This window comes from Alistipes sp. DJF_B185 (genome assembly GCF_964250025.1).
GTDB classification, from domain to species: domain Bacteria; phylum Bacteroidota; class Bacteroidia; order Bacteroidales; family Rikenellaceae; genus Alistipes; species Alistipes finegoldii.
In genome coordinates this window covers 257,301-278,027 of record NZ_CAXUDY010000002.1, presented here as the reverse complement: position 1 = coordinate 278,027, position 20,727 = coordinate 257,301, and the positions used below count along the sequence as shown (strand labels likewise).

At 59.1% G+C, this 20,727-nt stretch carries 17 protein-coding genes; 12 read left to right on the top strand and 5 right to left on the bottom strand.

Annotation, left to right across the window (positions count from 1 at the left end):
* Positions 1-122 precede the first annotated feature (122 nt).
* Genes ACESTR_RS04415 through ACESTR_RS04390 form a run of 6 tightly spaced genes read left to right on the top strand, consistent with a single transcriptional unit; the run spans position 123 to position 7,108 of the window.
* Positions 123-2,138, top strand: coding sequence for a hypothetical protein (locus ACESTR_RS04415; RefSeq protein ID WP_373178884.1), 2,016 nt, complete (start codon positions 123-125; stop codon positions 2,136-2,138).
* Positions 2,139-2,142: 4 nt separating this feature from the next.
* Positions 2,143-2,850 (top strand): 16S rRNA (cytidine(1402)-2'-O)-methyltransferase, encoded by a 708-nt coding sequence (rsmI, locus tag ACESTR_RS04410; protein ID WP_278432974.1) that lies wholly within the window; start codon positions 2,143-2,145, stop codon positions 2,848-2,850.
* 22 nt (positions 2,851-2,872) lie between these two features.
* Positions 2,873-4,252, top strand: coding sequence for a DUF389 domain-containing protein (locus ACESTR_RS04405; RefSeq protein WP_227042183.1), 1,380 nt, complete (start codon positions 2,873-2,875; stop codon positions 4,250-4,252).
* Between the two features lie 11 nt (positions 4,253-4,263).
* Positions 4,264-5,184, top strand: coding sequence for a lysophospholipid acyltransferase family protein (locus tag ACESTR_RS04400; protein ID WP_009597948.1), 921 nt, complete (start codon positions 4,264-4,266; stop codon positions 5,182-5,184).
* Positions 5,171-6,184 carry a glycosyltransferase family 2 protein gene (locus ACESTR_RS04395; RefSeq protein ID WP_227042182.1) on the top strand — a complete coding sequence of 338 codons (1,014 nt, stop codon included), beginning with the start codon at positions 5,171-5,173 and terminating at the stop codon, positions 6,182-6,184. The genes ACESTR_RS04400 and ACESTR_RS04395 overlap by 14 nt, the downstream gene beginning before the upstream one ends.
* Before the next feature lie 60 nt (positions 6,185-6,244).
* Positions 6,245-7,108 carry a GyrI-like domain-containing protein gene (locus tag ACESTR_RS04390; protein WP_130063117.1) on the top strand — a complete coding sequence of 288 codons (864 nt, stop codon included), beginning with the start codon at positions 6,245-6,247 and terminating at the stop codon, positions 7,106-7,108.
* 159 nt (positions 7,109-7,267) lie between these two features.
* Here ACESTR_RS04390 and ACESTR_RS04385 read toward each other — a convergent pair whose 3' ends face one another.
* Both ACESTR_RS04385 and ACESTR_RS04380 read right to left on the bottom strand, forming a co-directional pair.
* Positions 7,268-8,944, bottom strand: coding sequence for a glutamine--tRNA ligase/YqeY domain fusion protein (locus ACESTR_RS04385; RefSeq protein ID WP_130063119.1), 1,677 nt, complete (start codon positions 8,942-8,944; stop codon positions 7,268-7,270).
* A 20-nt stretch (positions 8,945-8,964) separates the two neighbouring features.
* Positions 8,965-10,029: a hypothetical protein gene (locus ACESTR_RS04380; RefSeq protein ID WP_130063121.1), complete on the bottom strand. Its 1,065-nt coding sequence runs from the start codon at positions 10,027-10,029 to the stop codon at positions 8,965-8,967.
* 88 nt (positions 10,030-10,117) lie between these two features.
* Here ACESTR_RS04380 and ACESTR_RS04375 point away from each other — a divergent pair, with 88 nt between their 5' ends.
* From ACESTR_RS04375 to guaA, 5 genes are all read left to right on the top strand, one after another.
* A complete protein-coding gene (locus tag ACESTR_RS04375) occupies positions 10,118-10,654 on the top strand; it encodes a TrmH family RNA methyltransferase (protein ID WP_014776154.1) in 537 nt (178 codons plus the stop codon).
* 245 nt (positions 10,655-10,899) lie between these two features.
* Positions 10,900-11,715, top strand: coding sequence for a 3-methyl-2-oxobutanoate hydroxymethyltransferase (panB, locus tag ACESTR_RS04370; protein ID WP_009597956.1), 816 nt, complete (start codon positions 10,900-10,902; stop codon positions 11,713-11,715).
* A gap of 251 nt (positions 11,716-11,966) precedes the next feature.
* A complete protein-coding gene (gene guaB / locus ACESTR_RS04365; RefSeq protein ID WP_281807677.1) occupies positions 11,967-13,445 on the top strand; it encodes an IMP dehydrogenase in 1,479 nt (492 codons plus the stop codon).
* A gap of 2 nt (positions 13,446-13,447) precedes the next feature.
* Positions 13,448-13,780, top strand: coding sequence for a DUF3795 domain-containing protein (locus tag ACESTR_RS04360; RefSeq protein WP_014776156.1), 333 nt, complete (start codon positions 13,448-13,450; stop codon positions 13,778-13,780).
* Positions 13,781-13,937: 157 nt separating this feature from the next.
* Entirely contained in the window at positions 13,938-15,467 is a 1,530-nt protein-coding gene (gene guaA / locus ACESTR_RS04355) for a glutamine-hydrolyzing GMP synthase (RefSeq protein WP_302574999.1), read from the top strand.
* Between the two features lie 148 nt (positions 15,468-15,615).
* On the opposite strand, the gene ACESTR_RS04350 is transcribed toward guaA, so the two are convergent.
* Together ACESTR_RS04350 and ACESTR_RS04345 are read right to left on the bottom strand one after the other, a co-directional pair.
* Positions 15,616-16,986, bottom strand: a complete 1,371-nt coding sequence (locus tag ACESTR_RS04350) for an MFS transporter (RefSeq protein ID WP_288299232.1) — start codon at positions 16,984-16,986, stop codon at positions 15,616-15,618.
* A 182-nt stretch (positions 16,987-17,168) separates the two neighbouring features.
* Positions 17,169-18,257 (bottom strand): SGNH/GDSL hydrolase family protein, encoded by a 1,089-nt coding sequence (locus ACESTR_RS04345; RefSeq protein ID WP_373178882.1) that lies wholly within the window; start codon positions 18,255-18,257, stop codon positions 17,169-17,171.
* Positions 18,258-18,694: 437 nt separating this feature from the next.
* On the opposite strand from ACESTR_RS04345, the gene ACESTR_RS04340 reads away from it, so the two are divergent.
* A complete protein-coding gene (locus tag ACESTR_RS04340) occupies positions 18,695-19,189 on the top strand; it encodes a 3'-5' exonuclease (protein WP_022044546.1) in 495 nt (164 codons plus the stop codon).
* A gap of 79 nt (positions 19,190-19,268) precedes the next feature.
* On the opposite strand, the gene ACESTR_RS04335 is transcribed toward ACESTR_RS04340, so the two are convergent.
* Complete coding sequence (locus ACESTR_RS04335; RefSeq protein ID WP_281515435.1) at positions 19,269-20,528, bottom strand: porin; 1,260 nt, start codon at positions 20,526-20,528, stop codon at positions 19,269-19,271.
* Positions 20,529-20,727: the final 199 nt, after the last annotated feature.

Sequence of the window (20,727 nt, the reverse complement as noted above, 5' to 3'; positions counted from 1 at the left end):
CGTATGCCGTCCCCTTTTCCGTTTCCCGGCGGCAACGGGGAGGGGCTGCGATATTATATGGGCGATTCCGCTGGGCAGTTCGTAAATTTTTCCTATCTTTGAGGGCAAAAAGTGTACGGATCATGGATTTGAAATACGTGCGGAGCGAATTGCAGAAGCTCTCTGAAATCATAGACAATTGGAACACCCCGCAGGAGACTGCGACCCTCGAACGGGATCTGGTGCTCGAAAAACTGCGGAAGTTATACGATGCCGTGCGTTTCGGCGCGGATGCGGATCTTGCGGCGGGCAGTGGAAATGCGGCGGAAGAGGCCGCATCTGAGACGGCTCCGACCGAAATTCCGGTCAGCATCGACCTCGGCGAAATACTTCCGCTCGACCCGTTCGCGGTTGAGGCGCAGGCCGAACCGGATGCTGCCGCCAAACGGGACGCTGTTGGCGAAGCGGGTGCGGCTTTTGAGTCCGAATCTTTTGCCGAGGTGGGGGCGTCCTTTGAGTCGGAGTCAGTCGCCGAAGCTGGTGCGGTCTCCGAGTCGGAATCCGTTTCCGAGCCGGAACCGGAGACGGTGCCGGAATCGAAGCCTGAGTTCGGGTCCGAACAGGCCGTCGAACCGGGCGTAAATTTCGCAGGGCATTCCGAACCTGCCGAAGAACTGGCTGCCGAACCTGAAGTTGTTGCCGATTCTGCCGAAGCATTTGTTGCGCAGTCCGATTCCGACGGCGGGACGAACCCGATTTCAGAACCGGAAATCTCTGCCGCTGAACCCGTGACCGAATCCGGACCGGTCGCTTCTGAGCCTGAATCCGAGTTTTCCATTGAGGAGACGGCTCCGGCAGAACCCGTTGCCGGAAATGCCGCGGAACCTGCCGCCGAGCAGTCAGTGCCGCTGGCGGAAACTGTCCGAGAATCGGAGGGAGCGTCCGAAAAGCCCGAATTCATTGCTGAACCCGTCGTCGAATCCGCGACCGAATCTTTCGCAGAGTCGCTTTCCGAATCCGTTGCGGAGTCCGTCTCAGAACCCGCTGCCGAGTCGGTTGTCGAGTCCGTTGCGGAGTCCGTCGTCGAGTTTCCAGCCGACCCCGTCTCAGAATCCGCTGCCGAGTCCGTCTTCGGGTCGCATTCCGAGTCGGTTGCAGAGCCTGCCGCCGAATCAGCCGCCGCACCTGCGCCGTCCGTCGATGCGGAACAGACTCCGGCGCAGGAAGCTCCTGCCAAAGCCGAAGCGCATTCCGCGCCGGGAACTCAACCCATAGCTCCGACACTGTTCGAACTGGAAGAGGAGACTGTCCGTCACCGCCATAAACAGCGCGTCATCATGTCGCTATATAATACGGAGCCTGCGGCGCCTGCCCCGAAGCCTGCGCCTGCCCCGAAGCCTGCATCCGTTCCGGCCCCTGAGCCTACCGCAAAACCTGTTGCGGGAGGGAACCCTGCGGCCGAAGCGCCGTTCGCACAACCGGCGGTGCCCGGTTCCGCGTCATCCGGTTCCGCAGCGTCCGATTCTGTATCGGCCGGAACTGCCGCCGCCGGAGTCTCCGTTTCCGCCGATGCAACTGCCGGGTCCGCCCTTTCTGCAACTCCATTTACGGCGCCCGTGACGGAACCCGCAGCATCCGCGACAACTCCTGTCGGCTCTGTGACAACCTCTCTCGGCTCCGCGACAACCTCTGCACCCGGACCGGACGCTTTTGCATCGCGGACTCCGGTTGCCGCTCCGCAGCCGAAAGCGGCCGAAACCACTGCGCCCGACAATGCCGGGGATGACGACGAGCCTGATTTCGAAGAGATCACGCTCGAAGCGAAAAATACCTCCGGCGCCGTATTGGGCGAGGTGATCAACCACAATGTGCAGACACTGGCCGACACGATCGCGCCTCCGCGCGACGTGGCGTCCGAGCTGCGTCGCAGTGAACACGTTACCGACCTGCGCCGCGCCATCGGCATCAACGACAAGTTCCTGATGATCCGCGACTTGTTCGGCGGCGATGCGGCGGCTTACGAGGCGGCGATCGGAACGCTCAACGGTTTCGACGATTTCGACGAGTGCATGATTTATATCGCCGAAAATTATGCTTGGAACGCCAATTCCGACGGGGCCAAATTCCTGATGGAACTGCTGGAACGTAAATTCGCATAGCTGCATGGCAAAGCTTTATATCGTTCCCACCCCGATCGGCAATCTCGACGACATTACGCTGCGTGCGGTCAATGTCCTGCGCGACGTGGATTTCATACTCGCCGAGGATACGCGGACGACCTCGTTTCTGCTGAAACATCTCGGCATCGAGAAGAAACTCTATTCCCATCATAAATTCAACGAACACGCCACGGTGAAGATGGTCGCCGAGTCGATCGCGGCCGGACGCAATGCGGCGCTGGTGTCGGATGCGGGTACGCCCGGCATCTCCGATCCCGGTTTTCTGCTGGTGCGGACCTGCGTCGAAGCGGAGATCGAGGTCGAGACCCTGCCCGGAGCCACGGCGCTGATTCCGGCGCTGGTGCAGAGCGGATTTCCGTGCGACCGGTTCTGTTTCGAGGGTTTCCTGCCCCAGAAGAAGGGTCGGGCCAAACAGTTGCAGTCGCTTGCCGCGGAGGAGCGCACGATGATATTCTACGAGTCTCCCTACCGCGTGGTGAAGTGTCTCGAACAGTTCGCCGAGGTGTTCGGGCTGGAACGCAGGGTTTCGGTGTCGCGCGAGCTGACCAAGAAATTCGAACAGACCGTTCGCGGTACGGTCGCCGAGGTGCTGGAACACTTCCGCACTACGGACCCCAAGGGGGAGTTCGTGATCGTGCTGGCCGGAAAACCCAAACCGAAGCGGGAGACGGCGGCGGACGAAGAGGAATAAATGAAAGATAGTGCATGTTGAAATGGAAAATACGAACGATACGCATAATGTAAAACGCTCTTTCTCGCTCTGGGTGGGGGAGATGCGTGAATTCCTGCGGGGGCACTTCAGCCTCGACGAAGACAAGGCGCAGCGCGACGAGGTCGTGGCGGCCATCAGCAAGGGCGTGGTGTTCCGCGGGGTGAACCTTTGGGTGCTGATTTTTGCGACGATGATCGCGTCGCTCGGCCTGAACGTCAATTCGGCGGCCGTAATTATCGGCGCCATGCTCATTTCGCCGATCATGGGCCCTATTATGGGCATCGGCCTTTCGCTGGGCATCAACGATTTCGAGCTGCTCAAAAAGGCGCTGCGCAACTATGCGCTGATGTTCATCGTGGCGATTATCACCTCGACGGTCTATTTCCTCGTGTCGCCCCTCTCGTCGAACAGCAGCGAGCTGCTGGCCCGCACGGTGCCGACGACCTACGACGTGCTGATCGCCCTGTTCGGCGGTCTGGCCGGTATCGTGGCGCAGACGCGGCAGGACCGCACCTCGACCGTTATCCCCGGTGTGGCGATCGCCACGGCGCTGATACCGCCCCTCTGCACGGCGGGCTTCGGTCTGGCGACGGGGCAGATAAAATTCTTCGTCGGGGCGTTCTACCTCTTTTTCATCAACTCGGTCTTCATCGCGCTGGCGACTTACCTCATGGTCCGTTTCCTGAAGTACGAGAAGAACGCCTTCATCGACAAGGTGCGCGAACGCAACGTCAAGCGGCTGATGATGGTTATTACGCTCGTGACTTTCATTCCGAGCGTCGTCATCGGTTTCCATATGGTCCGCGTCTCGCTGTTCGAAGCCGTGGCCGACAAATACGTCGCGCAGGTCTTCAGGTTTCCGCATACGCGCGTGATCGAGTGCAACAAGCATTATGCGCACGGCAAAGACCCGTCGCAGATCGAGTTGCTGCTGGTGGGAGAACCCATCGGCGACGAAATTATCGAGAATGCCCGTGCGCAGATGCGCAACTTCGGACTGGAGAAGGCCGAACTGGTGGTGCGTCAGGCCAACAAGACCGACGAGATAAACGTGACGTCGCTGCAGCAGAGCTACCTCGAACTGCTGGAGGAGAAGAACCGGCGCATCGGCGAAATGACGGCTCAGCTGAAACGCTACCGGGTTACGAACGTCGAAGTGGACGACATTTCGCGCGAAGTGGGCGTCATGATGGAGAATATCAAGGCCATATCGCTGATGAAGGGCATTACGTTCGATGTCGCGGGTACGCCGCTCGATACGACCCTCGTATGTGTCGTTACGCCCAAGGCGCCCGCCGATTCGATCGACCGGACGACGCTGGCCAGCTGGCTGAGGATACGCACCAAGGTGGATAACGTGAAACTTTTTGTCGAACCCTAACGCCTTGCCGGATGAAACGAGCTGAGCTGAATTTTGCGCAGAAGGTATGGCTGGAGTCTTTGTGGCTCGGCGCCCGTTTCTTTGCCGTGCTGCCGTACTGGTTCAAATATTACGTCGTCGAGAACCTGCTCTTTTTCATACTCTACTACTGCCTGCGTTACCGCATGAAGGTCGTGAACGAAAACCTGCGCAATTCGTTCCCGGAAAAGAGCGTCGGGGAGCTGGCCGTCATCCGCCGCAATTTCTACCGGACGCTGGCCGAGATATTCGTCGATACGGTCAATATGGCCCATATGGGCGAAGAAAAGGCCCGCACGGTACTGACGGTGAAGGGATTCGACGAACATTACAAGGCCGTGCACGGCCGCGACTGGATCGCTATGACGGCCCATTTCGGCTGTTGGGAGTATTGTTCCTACTGGGGGCTTTACGAACGCTCGCAGATGTTGGTGGCGGTGTATCATCCCCTGCGCAGCAAGGTCATGGAGCGGCTTTACCAGCGTTTGCGCAACTATGAAAATTCGATGACCGTGGCCATGAAGGATTCGCTGCGCTTCTACCTGCGCAACCGGGAATGCGGCGTGGACGGCAAAAACCTCGTCATGGGGCTTATCGCCGACCAGAATCCGCCGCGCCGTCCCGACAGCCACTGGTTCCGCTTCCTCAATCAGGATACGATTTTTTTCGACGGCGGGGAGAAGCTGGCGCTGCGCTGCAAACTGCCGGTCTATTTCGTCAGGATGGACCGTCTGCGGCGGGGCCGCTACCAGATGTCGTTCGAGCCGATTTACGACGGTGAAGAGCAGGTCGCCGAATACGAAATTACGGAGCGTTACGTTAGGAAGCTGGAAGCGATGATCCGCGAACACCCGGAACTCTGGATGTGGTCGCACCGCCGCTGGAAACACAAACGTACAAATGCCGGTCGCTAAGATAGTCATACTCAACTGGAACGGCGCGGAACACCTGCGCCGTTTTCTGCCCAGTGTCGTCGCTGCGGCCCCAGCCGGCGTGGAGGTCATGGTCGCCGACAACGGCTCGACGGACGATTCGCTGAGGGTGCTGGCGACGGAATTTCCTTCCGTCGGGGTGTTGCGTCTCGAAGCCAATTACGGGTTTGCCGGAGGGTATAACCGGGCTTTGAAGCAGGTCGAGGCGGACTATTACCTGCTGCTCAATTCCGACATAGAGACGCCCGAAGGGTGGCTCGCTCCGATCCTCGACGTGCTGGAACGCGAACCCGACGTAGCCGTCGTCTCTCCGAAACTGATCTCATGGACCGACCGCACGAAATTCGAATATGCAGGTGCTTCGGGCGGATTTATCGACTTTCTCGGCTATCCGTTCTGCCGGGGGCGCATCCTCAGACAGGTCGAGACCGACGAGGGCCAGTACGACGACGCCCGCGACGTTTTCTGGGTCAGCGGCGCCGCATTCTGCTGCCGGGCCGATGTGTTCCATGCGCTGGGCGGCTTCGACGCCGACTTTTTCGCCCACATGGAGGAGATCGACCTCTGCTGGCGCATGCAGCTGGCCGGTTACCGGGTGCGGGTCGTGCCGCAAAGCAGGGTCTACCACCTCGGCGGCGGTACGCTCACGACCGATTCGCCGACCAAAGTCTTCTACAACCACCGCAATAATCTGGCGATGCTCTACAAGTGCTCTTCGTCCGTGCAGCGGGTCACGGTTGCCGTCGTGCGTCCTGCGCTCGACTTGCTGGCGGCCTTGTCCTATCTGGTGCAGGGGCGGAGCGACAATTTCCGGGCGGTGTTCCGCGCCTACCGCGACTTCCTGCGGTGGCACCGCGATCTGTCCCGCAAGCGGAAGACCATCCGGCAGAACCGCAAAGGGTCCGCGGAAGAGAAGATTTACCGGGGCTCGGTGGTGCTGCGTTACCTTTTAGGCCGGAGGACTTTCGGGCGGATGATGTAAGGCAAATTCGCAAAATCGGAAAAGTCCGTTTCCCCGGCGGAGAATACCTTTGTCGCCGAGATGAAGAACAAACCAGTCACGACAGCCGATTATCAGCGGCGGATCAACACCGTCGTCGAATACATCCGGACCCATCTGGACGAAACGCTCGACCTGCGTACGCTGGCTGAGGTGTCGTCGTTTTCGCCCTGCCATTTCCACCGCATCGTTTCGGCCTTTCTGGGCGAGCCGCCGGGGGAGTTCATCGCCCGCACCCGCATCGAGACGGCGGCACGCCTGCTACTTTACTCCGATCTTACGGTCGCAGAGATCGCCTACCGCGTGGGGTACGACGCTCCGTCGTCGCTGACCAAGGCTTTCGGACGGTTTTTCGGCATCTCGCCAAAAGAGTACCGAACCGTTAAAAACCTTCCGTCCATGACAACACGCATGCACTCCGACGCCGGAATCCGGTTGTCGAAACCCAAAATGCTGGAAATTCCCGAAAAGACCGTGGCCTATCTCCGCGCTCAGGGGGATTACGGCGAAGTCGATTACGGCGACTGTTTCGCCCGGCTCTGGCAATACGTCAAAGAGCAGAAACTCTTCTCGGCGGGGATCGAGTCCATCGTCGTTTACCACAACGATCCCGACATTTCGAAATCCGGCGACCTGCGGTGCGACGTATGCCTGACGATTCCCAAAGGCCCGGTGGCCGTCGGCCCCGTGGGCGTCAAGACGATCGCCGGAGGCCGCTATGCGATGTTCGTCCATACGGGTCCTTATGCCGGATTGGGCGGCGCCTATCACAAAATCTTTCGGGAGTGGCTGCCCCGAAGCGGCTGCGAACTGCGTGACAGCCCCGGTTTCGAACGCTACCGCAATAATCCCGACCGGGTGCCGGCGGAAAAGCTGAAAACGGAGATTTATATTCCGCTGAAATAGAAGCCGGTCCGGACTGAAAACCGGTCCGGATGCAATGAACCAACCGCCCGGCAGGCGTGGTTGGTCCGTCGTACGAAAAAGCGGCCCGCTCAGCGGGCCGCTTTTCGCGGGGAGCGTGTCCCCGTTCGGTATCGCAACTCGATTTTCAGCCGATCGCCTTTACTTATTGATCTTCGCCCATGAATCCTTGAGCGTCACCGTGCGGTTGAACACGAGGTGTTCGGGCGTCGAGTCGGTGTCGGGGCAGAAGTAGCCCACGCGCTCGAACTGAACGGCCTGACCGACCGGAACGTCGCGCAGCGACGGTTCGAGATAGCCTTTGATTCGGACCATCGATTCGGGGTTGAGATTGTCCTCCCAAGTCTGCCCCTCCTCGACGTCGTCGGGGTTCTCCTTGGTGAAGAGCGGGTTGAACAGGCGGATTTCGGCTTCGACAGCGTCTTTGGCCGACACCCAGTGGATGACGCCTTTTACGCGGCGGCCGTCGCTCGACGAGCCTTGGCCCGACATCGGGTCGTAGGTGCAGCGCAGTTCGGTGACGTTGCCTTCGGCATCCTTAACCACCTCCTCGCATTTGATGAGGTACGAGTAGCGCAGACGCACTTCGCCGCCCGGCGAGAGACGGAAGAACTTCTTGGGAGGCTCCTCCATGAAATCGTCGCGTTCGATGTAGATCACCTTCGAGAAGGGAACCTGACGCGTTCCGGCCGTTTCGTCCTCAGGATTGTTGATCGCCGTGAAGAGTTCCGTCTTGTTCTCGTCGTAGTTGGTGATGACCACTTTCAGCGGGTTGAGTACGGCCATGCGACGCTGGGCGACCTTGTTCAGGTCTTCGCGGACGCAGTATTCCAGCTTGCCGAGGTCGATGACGTTGTCGCGTTTGGCAACGCCTACCATTTCAGCGAAGTTGCGCACCGAAGCCGGGGTGTAACCCTTGCGGCGCAGGGCGCAGATGGTCGGCATGCGGGGGTCGTCCCAGCCCATCACGGCGCCTTCCTGCACTAATTTGAGCAGTTTGCGCTTCGACATCATCGTATAGGTGAGGTTCAGACGTGCGAATTCGTACTGATGCGAGGGGAAGATCTCCAGCGCTTGGATGAACCAGTCGTAGAGCGGACGGTGTACGTCGAATTCGAGCGTGCAGATCGAGTGGGTGATCTGCTCGATCGAGTCGCTCTGGCCGTGGGCGTAGTCGTACATCGGGTAGATGCACCACTTGTCGCCCGTGCGGTGATGCTCGGCGTGGATGATGCGGTACATGATCGGGTCGCGGAACAGCATGTTGGGGTGGGCCATGTCGATCTTGGCGCGCAGGACCTTTTCGCCGTCGGCGAATTCGCCTTTCTTCATGCGCTCGAACAGGTCGAGGTTCTCCTCGACGGAGCGGTCGCGCCACGGTGACGGCGTACCCGGAACGGATACCGTGCCGCGGTTTTCGCGGATCTGCTCCTGCGTCTGGTCGTCCACGTAGGCCAGCCCCTTCTTGATGAGGACCACGGCCCAATCGTAGAGCTGGTCGAAATAGTCCGACGCATAGCGCTCTACGGCCCAGTCGAAGCCGAGCCAGTGGATGTCGCGCTTGATCGAATCGACGTATTCGACGTCCTCCTTGACGGGGTTCGTGTCGTCGAAGCGCAGGTTACACTTGCCGCCGTATTTCTTCGCCAGTCCGAAGTTGATGCAGATGCTCTTGGCGTGTCCGATATGCAGGTAGCCGTTCGGTTCGGGTGGGAAACGGGTCTGTACGCGCGTTTCGCCCTTGGCGATCGACTCTTCGATGATCTCTTCGAGGAAGTTCAGCGACTTCTCCCGTGTTTCGTTTGTTTCGCTTGCCATATGTTTCGCTTGTTGTATTTTTATTTTTTAGCCTTGGGGCCGATGTTGAACAGCTTCTGGATGTCTACCGAGAGCTTGACCATCTGCTGCGTGCCCATGCCTGAGCCGTCGTAATGGAAGACCATGCCCGCCTCGACGCCCATCGTTCCCTTGAAGAACCGGCGGTCGTAACCGATCCACGTGCGGTTGTAGATATGGTCGGTGGTCGAGTAGAACTGTTCGCCGGCATAGAGCGGTTCGCCGACATAGGCGTACCGGAACGGCTGGAGGTTTTCACCCAGATAGAGGTTGTTTTCGAGTTTCACGCCCCATTTGGTCATGACGAAGTCGATCTGGGCGCCCTTCTGCTTTTTCCATCCCGACTCGATGCTGCGCGCCCGCTGGGGTGCGAACAGAAAGCCCGCCTTGATGTCGAAGTCGAAGTAGGCGTTGAACTCCCAGCCCGCATAGGGATTGACCAGCAGGTTGTCCGTCACGTTCTCGTTGCCGATCTTTCCGGCGAAATGGAACATCGAGAAGGCGTAGCCGAAGTAGAACCCCTTGTCGAGCGTGTAGCGGCCCGCCGAGATGATGCGGAACATTTCGCGCGACTCCTCGGAGTACATGCCCTCCCAGTCGATGGCCATTTCCACATAGGTGTTCCTGCGTCCCGTGGATTTGTAGTGTCCCAGAAAACCCGAAAGGCGGTTGTGGTAGAACGCCGTCGAATCCCCGAAGAACGCCAGCGAGTAGTCGCCCAGCAGCTCTTTGCGGTCGAAGATGCCGGCGTTGGCCTGCACGTTCCTGCTGTTGAACTGATAGTAGGCCGAGGGGCGCGCCTTGCTCAGGAATTTGGTGTCGTCGCCGAAGTTCTGCAAGAGGTCCACGCCGACGATCAGCCGGTTTTTGTCCATCCATTCCACGCCGATCCGGGGTGTGAGCCGGGCGCTGAAGAGCGTCTGCGATTCGTTGAAATCGTTGTTGGCGTACTCCCGGTTGTCGAAACGGGTCGTAAAGTCGGCGCCGACGATCAGCTTCTGCGCTTGGAGACCTCCCCCCGTAATGAAGAGAGCGAGCGCGAATGTCAAGACTTTTTTCAGAGACATAGTGTTGTGTTGATTAGGACCCCAAAAATAGGTAAAATATTTTTTATTTGACTACTTTTGACCCCGAAATCACTTATTTGAACACGTTATGCGAAAAATCACCAACGAGGAGCTGGGGCGTCCCACGGCCGGAGAGTTCGCCGCGATGGAGAAAATGCCCGTTACGGTCGTGCTCGACAACGTCCGTTCGCTGCAGAACGTGGGGGCGTTCTTCCGTACGGGGGACGCTTTCGCCGTGGAGCATATCGCCCTGTGCGGGATTACGGCCGTGCCGCCCAACCGCGACATTCATAAAACGGCGCTGGGCGCGGAGCTGACCGTGCCGTGGAGCTATTACGAGACCACCGAAGCGTGTATCGACCGCCTGCACGCCGACGGCTACGAGGTGCTGGCCGTCGAGCAGGTCGAGGGCGCCGTGATGCTCGATGTCTTCCGCGCCGCGCCCGGCGTGAAGTATGCGCTGGTCTTCGGCAACGAAGTGATGGGCGTGGGGCAGTCGGCCGTGGACCGGTGCGACGGCGCGATCGAAATCCCGCAGGCCGGGACCAAGCATTCGATCAACGTCGCAGTTTCGGGCGGCGTCGTTTTGTGGAGTTTTTTCCGCCGGATCGGGCCGGGACGCTGACCGGGCCGGGAGAATGGCCGGCGGACGGCCGGGTTCAAATAAATTTGGCATTGCGCCCGGCTTGCGCTATATTTGCCCCGATTTACAGGAGATAACAGTAAGTCTTCCTTTGCAAAGGGAGGTCCGGGAGGTATTGTCGATATGGAATAGGCGTTTTTGCGCCGTAATACGAATCCGATGGATTCCATGTCGGAACCTTGCGAACGAGTGAAATGTTAAATGCTCCATCGGGTTCGCAGTGAACTATGTCTGTAGAAAGTACTGTCAGGGCCGTTACGACCTACCGGCTGACGGAGATGAAACAGCGCGGCGAAAAGATCGCCATGCTGACCTCGTACGACTATTCGATGGCGAAGATCGTCGATGCCGCGGGTATCGACGTGATTCTTGTCGGCGATTCGGCGGCCAATGTGATGGCCGGTTATGAAACGACGCTTCCCATCACCCTCGATATGATGATCTATCACGCCTGCTCGGTCGTGCGCGCCGTCAATCGCGCGCTGGTGGTCGTCGATCTGCCGTTCGGCACTTATCAGGGCAATTCGAAGGTGGCGCTCGATTCGGCCGTCCGCATCATGAAGGAGACCGAAGCCGACGCCGTGAAGATCGAGGGCGGCGAGGAGATTCTCGAATCGGTCAACCGCATCCTCTCGGCCGGTATTCCGGTGATGGGGCACCTCGGACTTACGCCGCAGTCGATCCACAAGTTCGGCACCTACAATGTGCGTGCGAAGGAGGAGGCCGAGGCCGAGAAGCTGGTGCGCGACGCCCATCTGCTGAGCGAAGCGGGCTGTTTCGGCATCGTGCTCGAAAAGATTCCCGCCGCGCTGGCCGCCCGCGTGACGGGTGAAATTCCCACCCCGACGATCGGCATCGGCGCCGGCGGTGCCTGCGACGGTCAGGTGCTGGTAATTCACGACATGCTGGGCATCAACAAGGGATTTTCGCCCCGTTTCCTGCGCCGCTACGCCGACCTGCACGAGTTGATGACGGGGGCTGTACAGCAATATATCAAGGATGTGAAGGAGTGCGACTTCCCCAGCGAGAAGGAGCAGTATTAGGAGATATTTTAAAGTGAATTGCGGGGCGCGGAACGGCGCCCCGTTTTTTGCAGCGGCGGATCGCCGGGCTGTTGCCCGCAGTCCGACCGCAAAGGCGGTGGCGATGCCTGCGGTCCGTATCGCGTTGAGATACGGCAGGCTGTTGCGTTTATCATAAATTGTTGATAAAAAAATCGAAGGGAAGGCCCGGAATTTAGGCCGTTTCAAAAAAAAATGATTACTTTTGCATGCAACAAAAATCCACGTTCATTATGTCTTTTATCAATGAAAGGGTTCAGCCCGAAGGACTTACCTTCGACGATGTGCTGCTCGTACCCGCCTATTCGGAAGTGTTGCCGCGAGAGGTCAATATTCAGACCCGTTTCTCGCGAAATATCAAACTCAACATCCCCATTGTGTCCGCTGCCATGGACACCGTTACGGAAGCGCCGCTGGCTATCGCGCTGGCCCGTGAAGGCGGAATCGGCGTGATTCACAAGAATATGTCGATCGCCGAGCAGGCCGCGCAGGTCCGCCGGGTGAAACGCGCCGAGAACGGCATGATCTACGATCCGGTGACCATCTCCAAGGAGAATACTGTCGGCGACGCCCTGAACCTGATGCGTGAGAACAAGATCGGCGGCATTCCGGTCGTGGACGACGACAACATCCTGATCGGCATCGTCACCAACCGCGACCTGCGGTTCCAGCGCGACATGATGCGCCGCATCGAAGAGGTGATGACTCCGGGCGACCGGCTGATTACGACCCATAGCACCGAATTGTCGCATGCGTCGGAGGTGCTGCTCAACAGCAAGATCGAAAAGCTCCCCGTGGTGGACGACAAGGGCCATCTGGTGGGGCTTATTACTTATAAGGACATTACCAAGGTGCAAGACCATCCCAATGCCTGCAAGGACGCCAAGGGCCGCCTGCGCGTGGCCGCCGGCGTGGGCATTACGCCCGATGCGCTGGAGCGTGTCAAGGCGCTGGTCGCCGAAGACGTCGATGCCGTGGTGCTCGACTCCGCGCACGGGCATTCGATCGCCATGGTGCGCAAGCTGTGGGAGATCAAGGAGGTTTATCCTTCGCTGGAGGTGATCGCAGGCAACGTGGCTACGGCCGAAGCCGCCCGGTTCCTGATCGAAAACGGGGCCGACGGTGTGAAGGTCGGCATCGGGCCGGGCTCGATCTGCACGACGCGCATCATCGCGGGCGTGGGCGTTCCCCAGCTTTCCGCGATCTTCGACGCGGCTTCGGCGGCGGCCGGAACCGGCGTGCCCGTCATCGCCGACGGCGGTCTGCGCTATTCGGGCGATCTGGTGAAGGCACTGGCTGCGGGCGGCGACTGCGTGATGATCGGCTCTATGTTCGCCGGCACGGAGGAGGCTCCGGGCGAAACGATCATCTACAATGGCCGTAAATTCAAATCCTACCGCGGCATGGGGTCGATCGACGCCATGAAGGCCGGATCGGCCGACCGTTATTTCCAGAAAGGGTGCGAAAACAACTTCAGCAAACTCGTTCCCGAAGGCATTGCGGCCCGTGTGCCGTTCAAGGGAACGCTGAGTGAGACGGTCTATCAGTTGGTCGGCGGCGTTCGCGCCGGCATGTTCTACTGCGGCGCGAAGGACATCGAGACCCTGCAGCGCGCGCGCTTCGTCCGCATCACCTCTTCGGGTATGCACGAGAGCCATCCGCACGATGTGGCCATTACCAGCGAAGCGCCCAACTACAGCAGCGAACGTTAGTTATGAATCCCGAAATCGCGGCCTGCGGGCTTTTTTGCGGAAACTGCCGCAAATTCGGCAAAGGAAGCTGTCCGGGGTGCCGCCCGAACGAAAAGGCGTCGTGGTGTAAGGTGCGGGCATGCTGCATCGAACACGGCTGGCAGAGCTGCGCCGAATGTACGCTGATGCCGCCTCAGACCTGCAAAAAGTTCGACAACTTTATCGCCAAGGTCTTTCAGGTCGTTTTCCGTTCCGACCGCCGGGGATGCGTCGAACGTATCCGCGAAGTGGGGCAGGAGGCTTTCGCTGCGGAAATGCGCCTTTCGGGAAGCTACAACCGTCCGGTAAAGAAATAGTAATTAAAGGATTCGAAGTCTTCCTTGACAAAGGGAGATCAAGAGGGATTTTAAGCATGAAACCGGCGTCTGAGACGCCGTAACGTGAGTCCGACGAGTTTCATGGCTTGTAAACCTTCCGAAATTGATGAACCCAGATTCGTCGGACTTACGTTATATTATGGAAAAAATCCTGATTCTCGACTTCGGTTCGCAGTACACGCAGCTCATCGCGCGGCGTGTGCGCGAGTTGAGCGTCTATTGCGAAATCCACCCCTTCAACAAGATTCCGGCGCTCGACGCTTCGGTGCGGGGTGTGATTCTGTCGGGCAGCCCCTTCTCCGTACGGGACGAGAACGCTCCGACATCCGATCTTTCGGCCATTAAGGGCAAACTGCCCCTGCTGGGCGTCTGCTACGGCGCGCAGTTCCTCGCATCGGCCTTCGGCGGCGAGGTGCAGCCCGCCCCCAGCCGCGAATATGGCCGCGCCATGCTCACGGTGGGCGATGCTGACGACGCGCTGATGCGCGGCCTGCCCAAAACCACGCAGGTATGGATGTCGCACGGCGATACGATCACGTCGGTTCCGGCGAACTATAAGATCGTCGCCAGCACGGAAGACGTGTGCGTCGCGGCGTTCCATGTCGAGGGCGAGCAGACGTGGGGCATCCAGTTCCACCCCGAAGTGTACCATTCGACCGACGGCACGCAGCTGCTGAAAAACTTCGTCGCAGGTATCTGCGGCTGCAAGCAGGAGTGGACATCGGAGAGTTTCGTGGAAGCCACCGTGCGCGAACTGCGCGAAAAGCTGGGCGACGACAAGGTCGTGCTCGGACTTTCGGGCGGCGTCGATTCCTCGGTGGCGGCCGTGCTGCTGCACAAGGCCATCGGCAAGAACCTCTATTGTATTTTCGTGGATTCGGGCCTGCTGCGCAAGAACGAGTTCGAGGACGTGCTCGAATCCTACAAGAACATGGGCCTGAACGTCAAGGGTGTCAAAGCCGGCGCGAAGTTCCTCGGCGATCTGGCGGGCGTCAGCGATCCCGAAACCAAACGCAAGATCATCGGCCGCGATTTCGTCGAAGTGTTCAACGAAGAGGCTGTCCAGATCAAGGACGTGCGCTGGCTGGCGCAGGGGACGATCTATCCCGACGTGATCGAATCGGTGTCGGTGAACGGTCCCTCGGCTACGATCAAGTCGCACCACAACGTCGGCGGCCTGCCTGAGAAGATGAACCTGCGGATCGTCGAGCCGCTGCGCCTGCTCTTCAAGGACGAAGTGCGCCGCGTGGGACGTTCGCTCGGTATTTCCGAGCAGCTGATCGGCCGTCATCCCTTCCCCGGACCCGGTCTTGCGATCCGGATTCTGGGCGATATTACGCCCGAAAAGGTCGAAATCCTGCAGAACGTGGACAGGATTTATATCGAAGCCATGCGCGATGCGGGTCTTTACGACAAGGTGTGGCAGGCGGGCGCGATTCTGCTGCCCGTGAAGAGCGTGGGCGTCATGGGCGACGAGCGCACCTACGAAAGCTGCGTCGCGCTGCGCGCCGTGACTTCGACGGACGGTATGACCGCCGACTGGGTGCACCTGCCCTACGAGTTTCTCGCCAATGTGTCGAACGACATCATCAACAAGGTCAAGGGGGTGAACCGCGTAGTCTACGACATCTCCTCGAAACCGCCCGCAACGATCGAGTGGGAGTAGGGGCCTGTGAAGGGTGAATACCCTGATCGGAGGTGAAATGCCCTGACGATAAAGCCGCCCGGTTCTCGAATGAACCGGGCGGCTTGTCTGTTGGGCCGTGTTTGGGCCGTTTTTCGGTCTGTCTATAGGTTCCGGTTATTCGGAATTGCTATGCGGCCTGCTTTTTCTTTCTGTTGAGGAGCGGGAGGAGGAACGAAATCACGGATGCCGCGATCCAGAAGATCGCCGCCTGCGAAAAGTCGTATATCTTCTCGCCGTTCTCCGCCACCGTAATATTCGCGTCGATGAGCCATCCGCTCGCCACGTCCTGCAGTCCCGCAGCGATGTAGCTGGCCACGCCTACCACTCCCAGCGCGGCACCCGTCGCCTTCCGCGGCACGATGTCTACGGCCATCAGCCCGCCGAGGAAACAGATCAGCACGCCGATCGCAATGCCGAACAGCACCATGCTGAGGACGTTCACCCATAATGCGTCGCCGCCGTATATGAACAGAATCAGCGCCACGGAATTCAGTACGCCGAATATCAGGGCGGGCATATGCCGGTCCCCCTTGAACAGCTTGTCGGAAAACCATCCGGACAATACGGTCCCGATGATTCCCAGCAGGGCGTTTATCGATACGATGGATATGGCCTGCGCATCGGAGAAGCCTTTCGCCTCCTGCAGGAACAACACGCCCCACCCGTTGATGGCATAGCGGGATATGTACATGAATGCGCTCGCGGCCGCGAGAATCCACACCGCAGGCGTCCGCAATACCTGCTTCTGAATCTCTTTTACGGATAACTCCTGTCCGGTTGCCGGCTCTTCGTGCGCCAGCGTCTCCACGGGCGGCAGTCCCTTCGATTCGGGCGTGTCGTGGAGCATCAGCAGCACGATGACGACTCCGATGGCGCCTGCAATCGCAGACCCGAAGAATCCGGCCTGCCAGCCGGCTATCGAAACGATGCTGCCCACGAAGATGAAGGAGAAGAACTCGCCGAGGTTGTGGCTTGCCGAGAAAAAACCGTAATAGGTTCCCCGCTCCTTGAGCGGATACCAGCGCGAGAGGGAGATGATTGCGGGCGGCGCACCCATGGACTGCGCCCACCCGTTCAGACCCCACATCACGGCGAATGAAATGAAGATGACGGCTGTCGGAATCACCGAGTGCGCGACGCCGAGCGCTCCCATGAGCATGTTCGCCACGGCCGATACGATCAGTCCGGTGGCCATGAAGCGCTTGATGTTGCAGTAGTCGGCGATGAATCCGTTCACGAACTTCCCGACGGCGTATGCGAACAGGAGGGCCGAGCTGATCACCCCGATCTGCGTGGCGTCGAGCGTGCCGCTGTCGAGGATGGGTTTCTTCATGACGTTGAGCGACGTCCTGCACACGTAATAGAGACTGTATCCGAGCGTTGCGGCGATGAATGCCTGCAGCCGGAGCCGTTTGTATAGTTTCTGCTCTTGTGCGGGATCGAGTTGTCGGCGGGGAACCGGTGAAGAGATGCGGTAAAAACGGGTAAGGAAATTCATTGGCTGAAGTCGGTAGTTTTGGTTTATCTGTTTAAGCGGGTGCATGCGGCAGCGCCGCACTATTGATAGAACACTTCAGACGTGCCCGATACGTAACGGGGGAGCGGATTTTTCGTTATAAAACGGCAGCGCCGCCGGAGTCCTCACTCCGGCGGCGCTGCTTTCGCCCTGCGGCGGGGCGGTTAGCGTATGCCGTATTTGCCGAGTATCTTGCGGATCTGCGGCTCGATACGGTCGAGCATGTAGGTAAATCCGAGATCGGTCGGATGCGTTCCGTCCGCCGTGGCGATATGGTCGCTGCCCAGCAGATCGCCCGGATCGACGAAATAGATGTTTTTGTCGGTCTTCATGCGGTCGCGGACCTGCGCTTCGGCGGCGGCCTGCTTTTCGCGTTCGAATTTCTCGATCCGGGTGCTGAAGTTGCGGGTTTCGCGCCGGATGGTTTGCAGGAAAATCAGCGGCGTGGTGGGATGCGTGCGGCGAATGGTATCGACGAAAGCGTCGAAACGTTCGTTGATGACCTCGGCGCTGGGATTCGAGAAACAGTCGAAGACGAAGGCGTCGGCTTCGACGCGGGACAGATACGATGCGAATTCGGGCTGCATGGTGCACTGTCCGCTGAATCCCAGATTGATGCAGTAAAGTCCCGTGTCGCGTCCGAGCCGCGACGAATAGGCCATGCCTGCGCGTCCGGCCGCGATTCCGTGCGTAATGCTCGAACCGTGGACGACGATCTTGTGGCGGAAGGGATTTTCCATCGGGGCGATGACGCTCTTTTCATCGACGCCGATTTCGAGCTTCTTCAGCTGGTCGTAAAGCGGCAGATAGAGCAGGCACTCCTTTTCGCCCTCCGCCATATTGCTGATTATTGCGGCGTCGTGGCGGTCGTTCTTGCCGTTGATCTTCGGTCTGCCGACTCCGGCGAAGACCCACTCTCCGTTGTTGCGGATGTAGAGGTCCAGCCCTTTTTGTGCGACGGCGGCCATGTTGTCGCTCGGATTTTTGCCCGACGTCTCCCAGCGGGCGCGGATCGTGCGGCTGTCGGTGCGGAACACGACGGCCAGTCCCGTCGGGTGGTAGCAGTAGCCGGGGGTCTTTGCGGGCACCCGGAAGCGGGTGGTGTCGATGCGGTTGTAGGGCTGTTCGGTGGGAAGCGCCTTGCCGATGACGGTCAGCGTCGCGGCGTCCACGTAGCGGACGGGGTCTGCGGAGCGGGCTGCCGATGCGGAAAGCAGGCCACCGAGCAGCAGAAGCAGGGGTAGGTGTTTCATAATAGGTAGTGTTGTTTTGGTATTCAGGAATACAAAGATAGTATAATTATAATCGGATATAATCGGACGATATTCGGCCAGCTAAAATTTTTCCAGACCAAGCCCGCCGCGACGGTATGGTTGCGGGCGTTCTGATTGTCAGGCGGGCGATATGCCGGCGGTTCCCGGCGCTGGCCGCCGGAGCGTTGTAACATATTTGAAACGTTCCTCTCTTCGTATTGTCATCGGGGCGTCGCAACGGCGAAACAGGGGGAGCGTAGTTTTGCGGTGTCGAAAGAAAACCGCTCTCCGGATTCCCGCCGACGGCGAATCTATTGACCGATCCTGAAAACTTCACCCCTCCCGTTCGCAATGAACGGGATTTTTTTGCGTTTGCAGGGTGCGGCCGCCGCGGAAAATGCCTATATTTGCGGCGGCGACAAGTCCCGGAAAGCGATATGAAAGATTTTGCAGCGATAGATTTCGAAACGGCCAACGGCAAGCGCACGAGCGTCTGCTCGGTGGGCGTGGTGGTCGTACGCGGCGGCGAGGTGACCGATTCGTTTTACAGCCTGATCCGCCCTCGGCCCAATTTTTACAGCCGCTTCACCACGGCCATCCACGGCCTGACCTATGACGATACGGCCGAAGCGCCCGATTTCGAAACGGTGTGGAAACAGATCGCCCCGCGCATCGAGGGTCTGCCGCTCGTGGCCCACAATTCGCCCTTCGACGAAGGGTGCCTGCGCGCCGTCTTCGAACTTTACGGCATGCCTTATCCCGGTTATCGGTTCTACTGTACCTGCCGGGCTTCGCGGCGGACGTTCGGCACGCGGCTGCCCAATCATCAGCTGCATACCGTTTCGGCCGCCTGCGGTTTCGACTTGGCGAACCATCACCACGCTCTGGCCGATGCCGAAGCCTGCGCCCGGATCGCGCTCAAAATCCTGTAAAAGCATACGGTTCTATTGAAATGCACCCCAAAGTTATCTCGTTTTGGGGTGCATTTCATTTGAAAGGAAGTATTTCGTATCAGAGTCCCAGTTCCAGCTGGAACCGGATCTCCCAGCGGTTGTAATTGGGGTCGATCGACTCGCTGCGGTGGTTGTAGGACATGTCGGCCTGCACTTTCAGGCTGTGTCCGATGATGTAGCGGGTGACGCCGACGGTGGTCTGGTTCCAGCGTTTGTATCCGGCGAAAGGCTGCACTTCGCTCTGGGGGAAGAGCGTCGAGTTGCGCAGGGCGATCTCCCATTTCTTGTCGAACAGGTAGCTGGTCTGCACGTTGAGACCCTGCCCGCTGTATACGAAGGCGTTGCTCCGGGGATCGAACAGCGGTTCGTCGCAGCTGCGGCCCATGAAGTCGGTATAGAATGCGAATCCCCGGTATTTGAGGATGAAGTCGGCGAAGTAGGCGCCCAGATTGCGGGTCGCGTCGTCGGGCATGACGGCGCCGCGCTGGCCCTTCAGGCGCGAAGCCTTGTGATTGTAGGAGTAGGCTCCCGCCAGCAGGATCCTGACCCGTTCTTCGCCTTCGAAGTCACCTTCGAGCACGTCGCCCTTCGATTTGAACCGCCCCAGCGGATAGAGTTCCAGACGCCCCGTGTAGGCCAGTCCTCCGTTCGACGAACTGCCCCAGTTGCGGCCTTCGCCCAGCGTTACGGAGCCTTTGGCCGAGAGGTTGAATCCGTCGCCCTGACGCATGTTGTATTCGCCGAAGAATCCGAAGTCGCGGTCGAGGTTGAATTCGCTGTTGACGATGCTCCGGTCGACGAACTGCAGGGCGCTCGACGAGTTGGTGCGCGCCCGGTTGGCCTTGATCTTGGTCTGGCCGAACCCGATGTTCCATTTGGGACTGGGCACATAGTAGACGATGGCGTCGCGGACGATGTTCATGTTGCCGTTGGGCAGCGGTTCGGTATCGTAGGAGGTGAAGCCCAGCTGTATGGAGTAAACCAGTTTCGGGGAGTAGATGTGTCCGTCGAAACGCAGTCGCAGGCGTTTTACCTGCGCATCGGTTTTGGTGAGCGTAAAATCCTTGTCGAACGACAGTCCCACCATGTTCTGCATGCGGAAGCGCATGGTCAGCGAAAACCAGTTGCTTTTGGGACGGAACGTGATGCCCTTGCCCACTTCGAGGTTGGGCATGTTGCGCAGACGTTCCAGCAGTTCGGCGTCGTTGTCGAGCGAATCGGCGGTAATGACTTCGGTGCGCCTGAGCGGCGAGCGCTCTTGTGCTGCGGCGAGCGAGCAGCAGCCGGTCAGCAGGAGCAGGAGGAGTGTTTTTTTCATTTCTGTCTTGTCTGTTTGTTTTCGTTCGTCCGGTTCCCCGCAAAACTACAAAAAATATGCGCCTTCCCGGTTAATTTGCTGCAAAGTTGGCATGTAAACCTGAAAAGAATATGAAACAGACTTTGGAATCCTGCCGGAAAGGAATTAAATTTGCTGGAGCGGACGGGGGATCGGACTGATTCGGAGGACTCCCGGCCGT

Excerpts from the sequence above, each read along its gene's own strand:
- ACESTR_RS04405 (WP_227042183.1), top strand. The coding sequence starts at position 2,873 with ATGGAAAATACGAACGATACGCATAATGTAAAACGCTCTTTCTCGCTC.
- guaB (WP_281807677.1), top strand. The coding sequence starts at position 11,967 with ATGTCTTTTATCAATGAAAGGGTTCAGCCCGAAGGACTTACCTTCGAC.
- ACESTR_RS04345 (WP_373178882.1), bottom strand. The coding sequence starts at position 18,257 with ATGAAACACCTACCCCTGCTTCTGCTGCTCGGTGGCCTGCTTTCCGCA.
- ACESTR_RS04400 (WP_009597948.1), top strand. The coding sequence starts at position 4,264 with ATGAAACGAGCTGAGCTGAATTTTGCGCAGAAGGTATGGCTGGAGTCT.
- ACESTR_RS04350 (WP_288299232.1), bottom strand. The coding sequence starts at position 16,986 with ATGAATTTCCTTACCCGTTTTTACCGCATCTCTTCACCGGTTCCCCGC.
- ACESTR_RS04375 (WP_014776154.1), top strand. The coding sequence starts at position 10,118 with ATGCGAAAAATCACCAACGAGGAGCTGGGGCGTCCCACGGCCGGAGAG.
- ACESTR_RS04340 (WP_022044546.1), top strand. The coding sequence starts at position 18,695 with ATGAAAGATTTTGCAGCGATAGATTTCGAAACGGCCAACGGCAAGCGC.
- ACESTR_RS04395 (WP_227042182.1), top strand. The coding sequence starts at position 5,171 with ATGCCGGTCGCTAAGATAGTCATACTCAACTGGAACGGCGCGGAACAC.
- ACESTR_RS04380 (WP_130063121.1), bottom strand. The coding sequence starts at position 10,029 with ATGTCTCTGAAAAAAGTCTTGACATTCGCGCTCGCTCTCTTCATTACG.
- ACESTR_RS04415 (WP_373178884.1), top strand. The coding sequence starts at position 123 with ATGGATTTGAAATACGTGCGGAGCGAATTGCAGAAGCTCTCTGAAATC.
- ACESTR_RS04335 (WP_281515435.1), bottom strand. The coding sequence starts at position 20,528 with ATGAAAAAAACACTCCTCCTGCTCCTGCTGACCGGCTGCTGCTCGCTC.
- ACESTR_RS04385 (WP_130063119.1), bottom strand. The coding sequence starts at position 8,944 with ATGGCAAGCGAAACAAACGAAACACGGGAGAAGTCGCTGAACTTCCTC.
- ACESTR_RS04390 (WP_130063117.1), top strand. The coding sequence starts at position 6,245 with ATGAAGAACAAACCAGTCACGACAGCCGATTATCAGCGGCGGATCAAC.
- panB (WP_009597956.1), top strand. The coding sequence starts at position 10,900 with ATGTCTGTAGAAAGTACTGTCAGGGCCGTTACGACCTACCGGCTGACG.
- ACESTR_RS04360 (WP_014776156.1), top strand. The coding sequence starts at position 13,448 with ATGAATCCCGAAATCGCGGCCTGCGGGCTTTTTTGCGGAAACTGCCGC.
- rsmI (WP_278432974.1), top strand. The coding sequence starts at position 2,143 with ATGGCAAAGCTTTATATCGTTCCCACCCCGATCGGCAATCTCGACGAC.